This window comes from Agrobacterium sp. 16-2014-1-2a (assembly GCF_053522705.1).
In genome coordinates this window covers 280,701-294,436 of the sequence record NZ_JBNWBX010000005.1, presented here as the reverse complement: position 1 = coordinate 294,436, position 13,736 = coordinate 280,701, and the positions used below count along the sequence as shown (strand labels likewise).

General features: G+C 60.9%; 13 protein-coding genes and 1 riboswitch. Of the genes, 10 read left to right on the top strand and 3 right to left on the bottom strand.

What is annotated here, in order from left to right; translation table 11 throughout:
• Entirely contained in the window at positions 1-618 is a 618-nt protein-coding gene (gene cobO / locus ACQZ45_RS17325; protein WP_035252400.1) for a cob(I)yrinic acid a,c-diamide adenosyltransferase, read from the bottom strand.
• 127 nt (positions 619-745) lie between these two features.
• A riboswitch (cobalamin riboswitch) is annotated at positions 746-960 on the top strand.
• A gap of 155 nt (positions 961-1,115) precedes the next feature.
• On the opposite strand from cobO, the gene ACQZ45_RS17320 reads away from it, so the two are divergent.
• From ACQZ45_RS17320 to ACQZ45_RS17290, 7 genes are read left to right on the top strand one after another with little or no spacing between them, the layout of a single operon-like run.
• Positions 1,116-1,502, top strand: coding sequence for a DUF1636 family protein (locus tag ACQZ45_RS17320; protein ID WP_162736201.1), 387 nt, complete (start codon positions 1,116-1,118; stop codon positions 1,500-1,502).
• Positions 1,499-2,536 (top strand): cobalamin biosynthesis protein CobW, encoded by a 1,038-nt coding sequence (cobW, locus tag ACQZ45_RS17315; protein WP_013636993.1) that lies wholly within the window; start codon positions 1,499-1,501, stop codon positions 2,534-2,536. The genes ACQZ45_RS17320 and cobW overlap by 4 nt, the downstream gene beginning before the upstream one ends.
• A 5-nt stretch (positions 2,537-2,541) precedes the next feature.
• Entirely contained in the window at positions 2,542-5,892 is a 3,351-nt protein-coding gene (cobN, locus tag ACQZ45_RS17310; protein WP_448742385.1) for a cobaltochelatase subunit CobN, read from the top strand.
• Positions 5,889-7,247 (top strand): precorrin-3B synthase, encoded by a 1,359-nt coding sequence (gene cobG, locus ACQZ45_RS17305; protein ID WP_113291824.1) that lies wholly within the window; start codon positions 5,889-5,891, stop codon positions 7,245-7,247. Before cobN ends, cobG begins: the two co-directional genes overlap by 4 nt.
• The gene (locus tag ACQZ45_RS17300) at positions 7,244-7,876 is read left to right on the top strand and encodes a precorrin-8X methylmutase (protein WP_003516424.1); all 633 of its coding nucleotides are present in this window, start codon (positions 7,244-7,246) and stop codon (positions 7,874-7,876) included. The genes cobG and ACQZ45_RS17300 overlap by 4 nt, the downstream gene beginning before the upstream one ends.
• The gene (locus ACQZ45_RS17295) at positions 7,873-8,640 is read left to right on the top strand and encodes a precorrin-2 C(20)-methyltransferase (RefSeq protein ID WP_113291825.1); all 768 of its coding nucleotides are present in this window, start codon (positions 7,873-7,875) and stop codon (positions 8,638-8,640) included. The genes ACQZ45_RS17300 and ACQZ45_RS17295 overlap by 4 nt, the downstream gene beginning before the upstream one ends.
• Positions 8,637-9,398 (top strand): precorrin-3B C(17)-methyltransferase, encoded by a 762-nt coding sequence (locus tag ACQZ45_RS17290; RefSeq protein ID WP_113291826.1) that lies wholly within the window; start codon positions 8,637-8,639, stop codon positions 9,396-9,398. Before ACQZ45_RS17295 ends, ACQZ45_RS17290 begins: the two co-directional genes overlap by 4 nt.
• Here ACQZ45_RS17290 and ACQZ45_RS17285 read toward each other — a convergent pair.
• A complete protein-coding gene (locus ACQZ45_RS17285) occupies positions 9,365-10,147 on the bottom strand; it encodes a cobalt-precorrin-6A reductase (protein WP_113291827.1) in 783 nt (260 codons plus the stop codon). The two genes, ACQZ45_RS17290 and ACQZ45_RS17285, sit on opposite strands and share 34 nt — an antisense overlap.
• Here ACQZ45_RS17285 and cbiE point away from each other — a divergent pair.
• The 3 genes from cbiE to cobM are packed head-to-tail and all read left to right on the top strand — an operon-like array spanning position 10,146 to position 12,600.
• Entirely contained in the window at positions 10,146-11,423 is a 1,278-nt protein-coding gene (cbiE, locus tag ACQZ45_RS17280) for a precorrin-6y C5,15-methyltransferase (decarboxylating) subunit CbiE (protein ID WP_113291828.1), read from the top strand. The genes ACQZ45_RS17285 and cbiE overlap by 2 nt on opposite strands.
• Positions 11,417-11,830, top strand: a complete 414-nt coding sequence (locus ACQZ45_RS17275; RefSeq protein ID WP_162736202.1) for a cobalamin biosynthesis protein — start codon at positions 11,417-11,419, stop codon at positions 11,828-11,830. The genes cbiE and ACQZ45_RS17275 overlap by 7 nt, the downstream gene beginning before the upstream one ends.
• On the top strand, positions 11,827-12,600 hold the full coding sequence (gene cobM, locus ACQZ45_RS17270; protein ID WP_003516434.1) for a precorrin-4 C(11)-methyltransferase: 774 nt from the start codon (positions 11,827-11,829) through the stop codon (positions 12,598-12,600). Before ACQZ45_RS17275 ends, cobM begins: the two co-directional genes overlap by 4 nt.
• On the opposite strand, the gene ACQZ45_RS17265 is transcribed toward cobM, so the two are convergent.
• Positions 12,555-13,685: a cobalt-precorrin-5B (C(1))-methyltransferase gene (locus tag ACQZ45_RS17265; protein ID WP_003516436.1), complete on the bottom strand. Its 1,131-nt coding sequence runs from the start codon at positions 13,683-13,685 to the stop codon at positions 12,555-12,557. The genes cobM and ACQZ45_RS17265 overlap by 46 nt on opposite strands.
• Positions 13,686-13,736 lie beyond the last annotated feature (51 nt).

The window sequence follows — 13,736 nt, the reverse complement described above, 5'->3', positions numbered from 1 at the left end:
TCAGTATTCTATCCCGGCCTGCGCCTTTACGCCCGCCTTGAAGTGATGTTTGACGAGGGTCATTTCCGTCACCATGTCGGCAGCGTCGATCAACGGTTGTTTGGCGTTGCGGCCGGTAACGATGACATGCAGATCGGATCTACGGTTGGAAAGCGTTTCGACGACCTCTTCCAGCGGCAGGTAATCATAGCGGAGCGCAATGTTCAGTTCGTCGAGAACCAGCAATCCGATCGTCTCGTCGGCCATCAGTGCTTTCGCTTCCTCCCAGGCCTTTGTAGCTGCCGCGACATCGCGCTTCAGGTCCTGCGTGTCCCAGGTAAACCCCTCGCCCATAGTGCGCCATTCCACCCTGTCGCCGAACAAAGTCAGGGCCTGCTGTTCACCCGTCGACCATGCGCCCTTGATGAATTGCACGACGCCGACCCGCCGCCCGGTGCCGAGCATGCGCAAAGCAAGGCCGAAAGCGGCCGTGGATTTGCCTTTGCCAGGGCCGGTATTGATCATCAGCAGACCTTTTTCGATGGTCTTTTCCGCGACTTCGGCATCCTGAACCGTCTTGCGGTTGACCATTTTCTGCCGGTGGCGTTCGGCTTCGCTGTCGCTGATATCGCGTGTCATCGCGTTTTCCTTCTCGTCCAGAGGCGCGGGACCGTATGCCCCCGCCATTCGGAGCGGCGACTATACTCAATTTGCCGCACCCGGCAATCGACAAGCCGGCAGCATTGACCGTCACGCCCGTTCAGCCTAAGGGTAAGGCACTGACGGTCTTTTCCCGGCAACGGGAAAAGCTAAGAGGGAACACGGTTCCACCCCATACCGGGTCATTCCGTGGCTGCCCCCGCAACTGTAAGCGGTAAGCCCGCACTGTGAAGCCACTGGACCATAAAATTGGTCCGGGAAGGTGGTGCAGGGTGTTTTAAAGCCGCAAGCCAGGAGACCTGCCGTTTCAGGAAAAAACGTCTCCCGGGCGGGGTGCTCCGGTCAGCCGGTCGAATTGAATTGCAGCCGCGCTTTTCAGTGCGCTGTTTTCGACATCCGCACCCCGACGAGTTTAAAGGCGCGGAAAGCGGAACGGTTTGGATATTACCACAACATCTTCTTGTGCGGACGGGACAATGGAAGCCAACACAGCTTCTGGCGTGGTCGTTTTTGTCTGCCGAAGCTGTCGCGACGACACCGATCCCAATGCGGAGCCGCGCCCCGGCACCATCCTTGCGGAAGCTGCCATCGCAAAAGCGCGTGACTCCGGCATCGATGTTCGCTCCGTCAATTGCCTTGCCAATTGCAAACGCGGCCTCAGTGCCGTGCTGCGCGGTGCCGATGGCTGGTCCTATGTATTCGGCGGGCTGACGCCCAACGATGCGGAAGACCTGCTCACGGGCGCGCAAATGCTGGCCGTCTCCGCAGATGGCCTGATGCCCTGGCGCGGCCGCCCCGACACATTGAAGCGCGGCATGGTGGCGCGCATTCCCCCATTCGATTTTACCGAGGAGAGATCATGAGCACCCTTCTGGACCGCGTTCCCTGCACCATCGTCACCGGCTTTCTGGGGGCTGGAAAAACCACGCTGCTGCGCGGTCTCCTCGAAAAGCTTGATGGCAAGCGGCTTGCCATCATCGTCAACGAATTCGGTGATATCGGCATCGATGGCGATATCCTCAAGGGATGCGGCATTGAGAGCTGCCCGGAGGAAAACATCGTTGAGCTGGCCAATGGCTGCATCTGCTGCACGGTGGCGGATGATTTCCAGCCGGCCATCGAGCAGATTCTGAGCCGCCAGCCGAAGGTGGAGCATATCCTCATCGAGACCTCCGGCCTTGCCCTACCCAAGCCGCTGGTGCAGGCATTTCAATGGCCGGCCATCAAGAGCCGCGTGACGGTTGACGCTGTGGTGGCTGTTGTGGATGGCGCTGCCCTTGCCGAGGGTCAGGTGGCGCATGACATGGAAGCCCTTGCCGCCCAGCGCGCAAATGACGAAGCCCTCGATCACGACGATCCGGTCGAAGAGGTTTTCGAGGATCAGATCGCCTGTGCCGATCTTATCGTGCTGACCAAGGCGGATCTGCTCGATAGCGCCGGTCTGGAAAAGGCGAAGGCTCATATTCTCGAGCATTTGCCGCGGGCCGCAAAGATCGTCGTCGCCTCGAATGGCGTCATCGATCCGGCCGTGCTGATCGGCCTCGGTCTTGCGGTTGAAGAGGATATCGAAAACCGCCGCACCCATCACGATGGTGAACTCGACCACGAACATGACGATTTCGACAGCTTCGTCATCGACCTGCCGGCCGTGACCGATCCGGAAGCGCTGGCGGCTCGTATCGCCGAGACGGCGGCTGCGGAAAATGTTCTGCGCATCAAAGGTTTCGTCGAAGTATCCACCAAGCCGATGCGCCTGCAGGTGCAGGCAGTCGGTAGCCGCGTCAACCATTATTATGACCGTCCCTGGGCGGCCGGTGAAGAGCGCCGCAGCCGCCTCGTCGTCATAGGCGAAAAGGGCCTCAACCGCGAAAAGATCGAACAGATGCTGGCCGCCTGATAGAAATGCACATTCTCGCCACCACATCTTCGTCTCTGGACGACCTGATCGAGCCGGTTGATCTCAACCAGCCGCGATCGGATGTGGTGATGCTGTCTTTTTCGGCAAGCGATCTTGCCGGGCTGGAACAGGCATGGCGGCAGGCAGAGGGCGCGCTTTCGTCCCTGTCCGCTGCCAACCTCTCCGAGCTTCGGCATCCGATGTCGGTCGATCTGTGGATCGAAAAGACGGCCGAACATGCCCGTGTCATCCTTATCCGGATTCTCGGCGGCGCGGAACGCTGGCGCTATGGCGTCGATCAGCTCAGCACGATGGCGCGGCGACGTGGCATAAAACTTATGCTCCTGCCGGGTGAATGCAGTGAGAGAGACGAAAAGCTCGAAGCGGCCTCGACTGTTGATCGCCAGACGTTGGCGTCCGTCCTCGCCTTCTTCCGCGAGGGTGGGCGGGAAAATATGGACCGGCTTGCCATTGGTCTTGCTGCCCTTGTAAGTGGTGGCGCATGGCCAGATATCGAGGCTCAACCGCTGCCGAAAGCCGGCTTTTACCGGCCGGGTAAAGGCGTCGTGGATCAGGCGGAAGCCTGCGCCGGTTTTCCCGCCGGTGCAGCTGTCCTTCCCATTCTCTTTTACCGCTCCATGCTTCTTGCGGCCGATGCGGCGCCCGTGGATGCGCTTTTTAACGCGCTCTCTCAGCGCGGTTTTGCGCCATTGCCGATTTTCGTCAGCGGCCTCAAGGATGGGGAGGCGATCCGCTTTCTCGAAACCGTACTGCCCGAACTCCAGCCCGCCGCCATCGTTGCCGCCACGGCTTTTGCCAGTCAGATGGACGACAGCGGTAAAACCCTGTTTGACCGCCTCGGAGTGCCGGTGTTTCAGGTGGTTATGGCGACGACGCGACGGGAAGGCTGGGCGGAAAATGCGCGCGGTCTCAACCCTTCCGATCTTGCCATGCATCTGGTTCTGCCGGAACTCGATGGCCGGATTCTTGCTGGCGCAATCTCATTCAAGCAGGTGCGGACTGATGGCGGTATCAGCCTCATCAATGTACCGGAGGCTGATCGCGTCGAACAGGTGGCAAACCGAATCGCTGCCTTTCTGCAATTAAAACAGTCCACGCCACAGGAACGGCGGATCGTCATTCTGATGCCGGATTATCCCGGTGCTGCGCCGGGGCGCACGGGTTATGCCGTTGGTCTCGATGTGCCGCAAAGCGTGCTTGAAATGCTGCGCGATCTGGCCGCGGCAGGATATGTGGTTTCGGATATTCCCGAAACGGCGCGGGCTTTGCTGCGTTGTGTCGAGCAGCAGGAAGCGGCCGTCGAACTTTCAGACTATCGTGATTTTCTTTTGGGTTTGCCTGAAGGGGTTGCCGCCTCCGTGGATAGCACGTGGGGTTCGGCCGAACAGGACGACGTACTAGCCGACGGCGCATTCCGTTTTCGCGTCGCCCGTTTCGGCCAGACATTCGTGGCCCTGGCACCGGATCGTGGGCGAAATGAGGATCGGCGGGTGGATTACCATGACCCTGCCCTGCCGCCACGTCATGCGTTGGTCGCTTTCGGCGCCTGGATGCAGCGTGTCGCAGGGGCGCATGCCATTGTGCATGTCGGTGCGCATGGCACACTGGAATGGCTGCCCGGCAAGACAGTTGCGCTTTCCCGCGATTGTTTTCCTGAAATCGTCACCGGGTCTTTGCCGGTGGTCTATCCGTTCATCGTTTCCAATCCGGGCGAAGCGGCGGTTGCCAAACGGCGGATCGCTGCCGTCACGATCGGCCATGTTCCGCCTGTGCTGGTAGATGCCGGGCTTTCGCCGGAACAATCGGCTCTTGAACAGCTCGTCGACGAATATGCGCAGGCGGATGGGCTCGACCGCCGCCGCCGCGACCGGCTGGCGAAACTGATCGTAGAGAAGGCGCTGGAAACCGGTCTTGCGGCGGATGCCGGTGTCGGTGCAAAGGACGATGCCGATGCGGCGCTGTCGCGCATCGACGCCTTCCTCTGCGACCTGAAGGACTTCGCCATCAAGGATGGCCAGCATGTTTTTGGCCGCAGCCCCGAAGGCGAGACCGATCTTCTGAGGCTTGAAAGTGCTGCGGCGGAAAAAACGGCGCTGCTTGCCGCGCTCGATGGCCGCCATATTGTCCCCGGTCCTTCCGGCGCACCCGCGCGCGGACGTCTCGATGTCCTGCCGACGGGCCGCAATCTTTATGCTGCCGATCCGCGCACCATGCCGACGCCGACGGCTTTCGAGCTGGGCCGCATGGCGGGCGAAGAAGTGCTTCGGCACCATCTGCAATCCCATGGCGACTGGCCGAAACATCTGGTTTTTGACCTCTGGGGCAGCGCCAGCCTGCGCAATGGCGGCGAGGATGTGGCGCAGGCGCTGCATCTGATGGGGGCGAGACCGATCCATGACCTGGCGACGGGCCGCGTCACAGGCATCGAGGTTCTGCCGCCGGCCAGTATCGGGCGGCCGCGTGTTGATGTTACATTCCGGATTTCCGGCCTGTTCCGCGACATGTTTCCGGCGTTGATCGCTCTTCTAGACGCCGCCGCCAAGGCTGTCGCGCGGCGGGAGGAAGCGTCGGGTGACAATCCGCTGGCGGAAGAAGCGGCGGCACTCGGGCATATACCGGCACGCATCTTCGGCTCCGCACCCGGCACCTATGGTGCAGGCACTGAGGAGAAACTCGCCAGCGGAAAATGGGAAGAACGTGAGGAACTAGGGCAAGCCTATCTGGATGCGGCAAGCCATGCCTTTGGTGGTGCGGATGGGCTTGAGATTTTCGAGGATGCCGGTTTTGTCGAGCTGGTGCGCCGTGCCGATCTTCTCGTTCACACCGGTGACGATCCGGGCCGGGATCTTCTCGACGGCTCGTCAGATGTCGCCTTCATCGGTGGTTTTTCCGCCGCAAAAGCACTCCTTGGCGGCGTTACCGATATCGTGGCGCTGGATACGACCGATCCCGCGCGTCCGCGCGCGCGGTCCATTTCACAGGCGCTGACGCGCGTTGTTCGGGCCCGCGCCGTCAATCCGCGCTTTATCGCCGGCCAGATGCGGCACGGCCCGCGCGGGGCGGCGGAATTTGCCGAGACGGTTGACCGGCTGATCGGTTTTGCGGAAACCACCCATGCGGTATCTTCCTCGCTGATCGAGGCGCTTTACGACGCCTATTTCGGCGATGAGGACGTGCGTAATTTCATCCTGCGGGAAAATCCGAAAGCGGCGGAGGTCATGGCGACGCGCTTTTTATCCGCCCGTCGTCGCGGGTTGTGGCACAGCCGCCGCAATGCGGTGGATGCGGAACTTGAAATGCTGATCCTGCCGCGTTCTGAAAGGGTCGGCGCATGAGGACGGCCCCTTCCGATCCGGTCCAGCCGTTTGGCCGCCGTGGGACGTGTCCGGCCTTATCGACCCCGATGCTGACCGGTGACGGCTACCTGTCGCGCATCGCATTCGAGGCGGATATTGCGCCCCATGATATGATGGCGCTTTGCGAACTTGCCGAGCAGCACGGCAACGGGCTGATAGACATCACGGCACGCGGCAGCCTGCAATTTCGCGGCCTGACGCGGGAAAGCGCCTGCGACCTGGAGAATGATGTTCTGGCGCTCGCTTTGCCGCTTCGCGACGGACTGGCAGTCGAGACCTCACCTCTTTCCGGCAGGGACGATCGGGAAATCGCCGATGGCGGTTCTGTTGCGGGCGGGATTCGCAGAGAGGCTGCTGCGCTGGCGCTGCATGAAAAGCTCGCCGCCAAAATGTCCGTCATCGTCGATGGGGGCGGCCGTCTCCGAATGGGAGATTTGCTTGCCGATATCCGTCTGAAGGCGATGCGGCTTGATCATCGAGTTTTCTGGCAATTGCTTGTCGGAGGTCCGGAGAGCAAGGCGTTGCGCGCGGGATTTGTTGAGGCCGGCAAGACAGCCGATGTGGTCCTGTTGCTGCTCGTCCATCTGGCCGGCAAAGGACCGCTTGCCCGTGGCCGCGATCTGGATTTGCGGACGATAAAGGCGATTTGCGGAGACCGCCTAGTAGATAGCGAGAGCCAAGGCGAGACGTCTGCGCCTTCTTCGCCCCTGGGGCTGATGGCGGCCGGTAACGGTACTTTTGCTGCCGGTATCACTCCTGCTTTCGCGCAAGTTCGTGCTTCCGATCTGTCGCGGCTCTGTGGACTGGCGCGCGGATTTGATATCGAAACATTGCGGCCGTCGCTCAATCATAGCCTGCTATTTTTCGGGTCGCGGGATGCTTGCGATGCGCTGATGCAAACTGCGGACAGTGCCGGTTTCATCACAAGGGCAGGTGATGCGCGATCTTCCATCGCTGTCTGTCCCGGCACGCCGGGGTGCGCTTCGGCTTTCTTTCCCACACATGATCTGGCGGCCTTTGCATCGCGGGAATTAGCTTCCATGCTCGATGGCTCCTTCACACTGCATCTCTCCGGCTGCGGAAAGGGTTGCGCGCATCCCGCCCCGTCGCTTCTGGCCTTTTCCGGCACCGCCGATGGTCTGGCCTTTTCGTTTTCGGGCCGCGCCTGCGACCCGCAGGACGGTATTTTACCTTTCGAGCAACAGAGGACGGCGCTTTCGCGGCTTGCCCGTCTTTGCGAAAAAGAACATAAGCCCGGGGAAAACGCTGCCGACCTGCTTGCCCGTCTGGGTAAGGAGGCAATCGTTGCCGCGCTTCGACAGGATGACCGATGACCGACCATGACTATATTCGCGACGGCAATGCGATTTACGAGCGCTCCTTCGCCATCATTCGCGAGGAAGCGGATTTGTCCGCTTTTACCGAAGATCAGGCGGATATCGCCATTCGCATGATCCATGCCTGCGGGCTGGTGGAAGCGGCCAGCCATTTCCGTTTTTCTCCGGATTTCGTTGTCGCTGCGCGTGGTGCTTTGCTAGCGGGCAAGCCCGTTCTGTGCGATGCGGAAATGGTCGCCCACGGCGTGACCCGCGCCCGCCTTCCGGCCAATAATGACGTGATCTGCACCCTTCGCGATCCGCGCACCCCTGAGCTTGCGAAAACGATTGGCAATACCCGTTCCGCCGCCGCACTCGATCTCTGGGCGGAAAAGCTGGACGGTGCTCTCGTTGCTATCGGCAACGCGCCGACAGCGCTGTTCTATCTTCTGGAGATGCTTGAAAAAGGCGCTCCACGCCCAGCTGCCATCATTGGCATGCCGGTCGGTTTTGTCGGTGCGGCGGAATCGAAGGATGCGCTGGAGGCTAGTTTGCTCGGCATTCCCTATGCCATCGTCAAGGGACGTATGGGTGGATCGGCCATGACGGCCGCTGCCGTCAACGCCGTTGCGAGGGCAGGTCTGTGAGCGCGGCTCTTTTCGAAAATTCCAGGGGTAAACTCGTGGGCGTCGGCACCGGCCCCGGCGATCCAGAGCTTCTGACGCTGAAAGCCGTGCGCGCCATCGAAAATGCCGATGTCCTCGCCTTCTTCTGCAAGAAAGGCAGCAGCGGCAATGGTCGCGGTATCGTTGAGGCCTTCATTCGTCCGGGCACACTGGAAATGCCGCTGGTCTATCCGGTAACCGTCGAGAGCGACAAAAACGGCGAGGATTATCGCGGTGCGATCGCCGCATTTTTTGATCAGTCGGCCATGGATATTGCCGCTCATCTTGATGCCGGGCGGAATGTCGCCGTGCTGTCGGAAGGCGATCCGCTGTTTTACGGTTCCTATATGCATCTTCATCTGCGGCTTGCGCCTTCCTATGAGGCGGAGGTCGTTGCCGGCATTACCGCCATGTCCGGCTGCTGGTCGATGGCCGGTCTACCGCTGGTGCAGGGTGACGATATCTTGAGCGTGCTTCCCGGCACTCTTGCCGAAGATGTTCTGACAGAGCGTCTGTCCGGCACGGATGGCGCCGTGATCATGAAGGTCGGGCGCAACCTGCCGAAGATCCGCCGGGCGCTGGAAAAGGCCGGCAAGCTTAATGAAGCGCTGTATGTCGAGCGCGGCACCATGGTGAACAGCCATACGGTGCCGCTGATCGAGCGGGACGCATCGCCCGCCCCCTATTTTTCGCTGGTTCTGGTACCTGGCTGGAAAACCAGACCCGCTGGCGGTGAAGCGTCATGAACGGCAGGCTGGTCGTTGTCGGCCTCGGCCCTGGCAGTTCTGCGCAGGTGACACCGGAGGCGCTCGCCGCCGTTGAGGCGTCGGAGGATTTCTTCGGTTACATTCCCTATCTCGATCGGCTGTCGCTCAGACCCGACCAACGTCGCCATGCCTCTGACAATCGCGAGGAAATCTCCCGTGCCGAACAGGCTCTGCGGCTTGCAGCCGGGGGCGGCAAGGTCTGCGTGGTTTCGGGCGGCGATCCCGGCGTTTTTGCCATGGCGGCGGCTGTTTGCGAGGCGATTGAACATGGCCCGCGCGAGTGGCGCGAAATAGACTTTTCGGTCGTGCCGGGCGTGACGGCCATGCTTGCGGTTGCCGCACGAGCCGGCGCGCCGCTCGGGCATGACTTCTGCGCTATCTCGCTGTCGGACAATTTGAAGCCCTGGGGCATTATTGAAAAGCGACTGATCGCGGCTGCGGAAGCCGGATTCGTTATGGCTTTCTATAATCCCGTCAGCAAGGCGCGCCCGCACCAGCTTGGCACCGCCTTCGATCTTTTGCGGGCACATTTGCCCGGCTCGGTGCCGGTGATCTTTGGCCGTGCGGCAGGCCGTGCGGATGAGCGCATCCAGGTCGTGCCTTTGTCGGAAGCATCGAGCGACATGGCGGATATGGCAACCTGCATCATCGTCGGTTCGGTGGAAACGCGTTTGATTGAACGTTCTGACAAAGACCCGCTGGTCTATTCGCCACGTTTTTCGAAAAGAGAAAGCTGATGGCGGATGGCGGTGAGCGCAGTCGCTATATCCGGCACGTTCGCGCCATTGAGGATTGCGGCGTTCAGCTGTGGCGGCCGCTCGATCATGATAACCGGCAGACCGAGCCGCCTCGCCGCTTCGATCTTGCCGTAACTGGCGTTGCCGCCGGAGTTCTTGGAAACCACAGTGCCGATACGGTTTTCCTCCAGCATGCGGATCTCTTCATCCAGCGCAAAGGGGCCGCGCGCTGTAATGTAGCGAGCATCCGGCACCTTCAGCGGCGGCTCTACCGGATCAACGCTGCGAATGAGATAGCTGTGTTGGGGTGCGGCCTCGAAAGGAAGAAGTTCCTGCCGGCCGAGCGCCAGAAACACCCGCTTGCCTTCAGCGCCGAGCGCAATAACAGCCTGTTCGATGGTATCGACCCTCTGCCATTTGTCATTCGGTTGGCGCTCCCAGGCGGGGCGCGAAAGCATGATCAGCGGAACTTTGGCAAGTCGTGCCGCCTCGATGGCATTGGCGGAAATCCTCGCCGCATAGGGATGGGTGGCGTCGACCAGAATATCGAAATTCCCGGTGCGGATGAAATCCGCCAAACCCGCAGCACCGCCAAACCCGCCACTGCGCATCGGCACAGGCTGTTCCACTGGCGAAAGCGTACGCCCGGCCATGGAAAGCAGGATTCGGTAGCCGGAGTCCATCGCCAGCTTGCCGGCCAAAATGCGGGCATCCGCCGTGCCGCCAAGGATGAGTATGGAGCATGTCATGACGTCTGAATATTCCGGAACGGGCAACGCTTCCACTCAAAAGAAGGCTTCCACTGAAAAGAAAGGCAAGCCATGGCTTTTCATCGTCGGCATAGGCGAAGATGGGCTGGATGGGCTCGGTCGGAATGCCGTGACGGCAATAGAGGCGGCCGAGATTGTTTTCGGTGGCAAACGCCATCTGGAACTGGCGGCTGCAGCCATTCGTGGTGAGGCGCGCCCTTGGCCGGTGCCGTTCGATGCGGAGATGAGCGATGTCGTGGCGTTGCGCGGTAGACGGGTCTGCGTGCTCGCCTCCGGCGATCCGTTCTTTTATGGCGCCGGCGTCACACTTCTGCGGCGAATACCGTCGGAGGAGACAGTCTGCTATCCCTCACCTTCCGCCTTCTCCCACGCCGCGGCGCGGCTTGGCTGGGCTTTGCAGTCGACCGAATGCGTGTCGTTGCACGGGCGTTCCATCGATCTTTTGCGACCGCATCTGCATCCCGGAGCGAGGATCATCGCGCTTACTTCGGATGAGCGCGCGCCCGCTCTCATTGCGGAATTGCTGTCTCAATCCGGTTTCGGCCAGTCGGAATTTGTCCTGCTCGAAGCTTTGGGCGGAAAGCGGGAGAGGCGGCGGCAAATCAGGGCGGTCGATTTTACCTTTGACGACATCGATCCTTTGAACGTCGTGGCTATTGATGTCGTTGCTGCTGAGGGCGCACGCGTCCTGCCTTTTGTGCAGGGGCTGGACGACAACCTGTTCGAACATGACGGGCAGATCACCAAGCGTGAAGTCCGTGCCGTGACTCTTTCATCGCTGGCTCCGCGCCGGGGCGAGCTGCTGTGGGATATCGGTGCCGGTTCGGGTTCGATTGGTATTGAATGGATGCTGTCGCACCCCTCGCTCCGTGCCATCGCCATAGAGCAGCATCCGGAAAGAGCTGAACGTATCGCCCGCAATGCCGAGGCATTTGGCGTTCCGGGGCTTGAAGTCATGATCGGTGCAGCACCTGCGGCTTTTGAAGGCCTGCCTCAACCGGATGCGATCTTCATTGGTGGTGGCGGCAGCGAAACGGGCGTGTTTGAGGCTGCTCTGGAGGCCTTGAAGCCAGGCGGGCGGCTGGTTGCCAATGCGGTGACGCTTGAAATGGAAGCGGTGCTGCTTGCGGCCCATGCCAGGTTCGGCGGTTCGATGATCCGTCTCGATGTGTCGCGCGTTGTTGCTGTCGGCTCCATGTCGGGCTGGCGTCCGGCCATGCCGGTGACGCAATGGAGATGGGTCAAGCCATGGTGACTGTCGCTGGCATAGGCTGCCGCAAGGGCACGGGTTCAGATGCAATTATTGCAGCCGTGCACGCTGCCGAGCTTGCTTTTGGCATGACCGTTGAATGCTTGGCGACTGCGCCGCTCAAGGCAAAAGAAGCTGGTCTTGCGGAAGCGGCGAAACGTCTGGCGCTGCCGCTTGAAATCGTATCGAAGGAACAGCTCGAGGCGGCTGCTTCGAAAACAATGACATTTTCACAGGCAAGCCTTGATCATGCCGGGACGCCCAGCGTCAGTGAAGCGGCGGCACTTGCTGCCGTCGGAGAAAATGCGCGGCTGGTCGCGGCGCGTCTCGTGGTTGGCGATGTGACGATAGCCATCGCCACGACGAGCGACGCGCGAAATGACCGCGCCATCGAACATGGAGAACAAAAATGACGGTTCATTTTATCGGTGCCGGTCCGGGCGCGGCCGATCTCATCACGGTGCGCGGGCGCGATCTTATCGCTGCCTGCCCGGTCTGCCTTTATGCCGGCTCGCTGGTGCCGAAGGCGCTGATCGAGTATTGCCCGACGGATGCACGCATTGTCGATACGGCAGCACTGTCGCTTGATGAGATCGAGGCGGAATTCGTTGCGGCGGCAAAGGCCGGCAAGGATGTGGCACGGCTGCATTCCGGTGATCTATCCGTCTGGAGCGCTATGGGTGAACAGATCCGTCGGCTGGAACGGCTGGGTCTCGATTATACCGTGACTCCAGGTGTGCCCTCTTTCGCTGCTGCCGCTGCCACCCTGCAGCGGGAATTGACGGTGCCGGAAGTGGCGCAAAGCCTTGTTCTGACCCGTATTTCGGGCCGCGCTTCGAAAATGCCCGAGGGCGAGACGCTGAAAGCCTTTGGTGCGACGGGGGCGACACTTGCCATCCATCTCGCCATCCATGCCATCGGCCAGGTGGTGGAAGAACTGACGCCGCTTTATGGTTCCGATTGCCCAGTCGCCATCGTTGTCCGCGCCTCCTGGCCGGATGAGCGGGTCATTCGCGGCATGTTGTTCGACATCGAGGGAAAACTGGCAGCCGAACCGGTGGAGCGGACGGCGCTGATCTTCGTCGGGCATGGGCTTGCCTCGACGGATTTTCGCGAGAGCGCACTTTATAGTACCGATTATGTCCGGCGGTTCCGCTCCCCGAAAGAAGATGCGAAGGGCTGATGCGACGGCGTGGAGGCGGTGCGTCCCTTGAGCGTGCCCTGACGGTCGAACACCAGAATATCAAGCTCGATGCCGGGCACCTTCAAAGCGGCAGCCGCTGTTACCCAGGCTTTTTCCGCAACGATCGCGCCGAGGTCTATCCCCGCGCGTTCGGCCAGCTCAAAGGCGTGCGCAACCATGTTGGCCTGACGAATGGCGAGGGCAAGATTTTCATCTCCGCCAGCCTCGGTTGCGAGTACCGCCAGCGCATCAAGATCGGCCAGGCCTTTCTTGGAATGCACGTCCAGCATGCCCTGGGCGAGCTTCGTCATCTTGGCGACGCCGCCGGCAATTGTTACCCGTTCGACGGGGTGGCTGCGCAGATATTTCAGCATGCCACCGATAAAATCGCCCATATCGATCAGTGCGGTCTCTGGCAGGCCGTAAACTGCCTGCCCCGCCTTTTCGGAGGTGTTGCCGGTCGCGCCGAGCAGATGGGTGCAGCCGGTGGCGCGCGCCACATCGATGCCGCGCCAGATGGAATGGATCCATGCCGAGCAGGAAAACGGGATGACGATGCCGGTGGTGCCAAGGATGGAAATGCCGCCGACAATACCGAGCCTGCCATTCAGGGTCTTTTCCGCGATTTTCTCGCCGTCCCGAACGGAAATCTCGACTTCGAAATCGGCATCGTTACCGGCTACTTCGCGAATGGCGGTTTCGATCATCTTGCGCGGTACGGGATTGATCGCGGGTTCGCCCGGCGGCAGGGGCAATCCAGGCCGGGTGATGGTGCCGACGCCTTTTCCGGCCTTGAAGGTTATGCCGCTGCCGGGCTTTCCCCGTCGCACGGTGCTTTCGATCAGCGCACCATGGGTCACGTCGGGATCGTCGCCAGCATCCTTGACGACGCCGGCTCTTGCGAAGTTTTCACCTTTTTCCTCAGTGGCGAGAGAAAATGCCGGCCTCACGCCGCTTGGAAGTTCGACTTCGACAGGGTAAGGAAACTCGCCGGTCAGAAGGGCAGCGCAGGCCGCCTTCGTGGCGGCTGCCGCGCAAGTGCCCGTGGTCCAGCCGCGGCGAAGGGTCTTTCCATCCGTTTCCATATGAATTCCTATAGCCGGGACGGCTATTTCCGTCATCGTTAAAAAAGCAGC

Bases quoted from the DNA above. Each gene is read 5' to 3' on its own strand.
- ACQZ45_RS17285 (WP_113291827.1), bottom strand. From the start codon at position 10,147: ATGACATGCTCCATACTCATCCTTGGCGGCACGGCGGATGCCCGCATT.
- ACQZ45_RS17290 (WP_113291826.1), top strand. From the start codon at position 8,637: ATGAACGGCAGGCTGGTCGTTGTCGGCCTCGGCCCTGGCAGTTCTGCG.
- ACQZ45_RS17300 (WP_003516424.1), top strand. From the start codon at position 7,244: ATGACCGACCATGACTATATTCGCGACGGCAATGCGATTTACGAGCGC.
- cobO (WP_035252400.1), bottom strand. From the start codon at position 618: ATGACACGCGATATCAGCGACAGCGAAGCCGAACGCCACCGGCAGAAA.
- cbiE (WP_113291828.1), top strand. From the start codon at position 10,146: ATGACGTCTGAATATTCCGGAACGGGCAACGCTTCCACTCAAAAGAAG.
- cobM (WP_003516434.1), top strand. From the start codon at position 11,827: ATGACGGTTCATTTTATCGGTGCCGGTCCGGGCGCGGCCGATCTCATC.
- cobW (WP_013636993.1), top strand. From the start codon at position 1,499: ATGAGCACCCTTCTGGACCGCGTTCCCTGCACCATCGTCACCGGCTTT.
- cobG (WP_113291824.1), top strand. From the start codon at position 5,889: ATGAGGACGGCCCCTTCCGATCCGGTCCAGCCGTTTGGCCGCCGTGGG.
- ACQZ45_RS17265 (WP_003516436.1), bottom strand. From the start codon at position 13,685: ATGGAAACGGATGGAAAGACCCTTCGCCGCGGCTGGACCACGGGCACT.
- ACQZ45_RS17320 (WP_162736201.1), top strand. From the start codon at position 1,116: ATGGAAGCCAACACAGCTTCTGGCGTGGTCGTTTTTGTCTGCCGAAGC.
- cobN (WP_448742385.1), top strand. From the start codon at position 2,542: ATGCACATTCTCGCCACCACATCTTCGTCTCTGGACGACCTGATCGAG.
- ACQZ45_RS17275 (WP_162736202.1), top strand. From the start codon at position 11,417: ATGGTGACTGTCGCTGGCATAGGCTGCCGCAAGGGCACGGGTTCAGAT.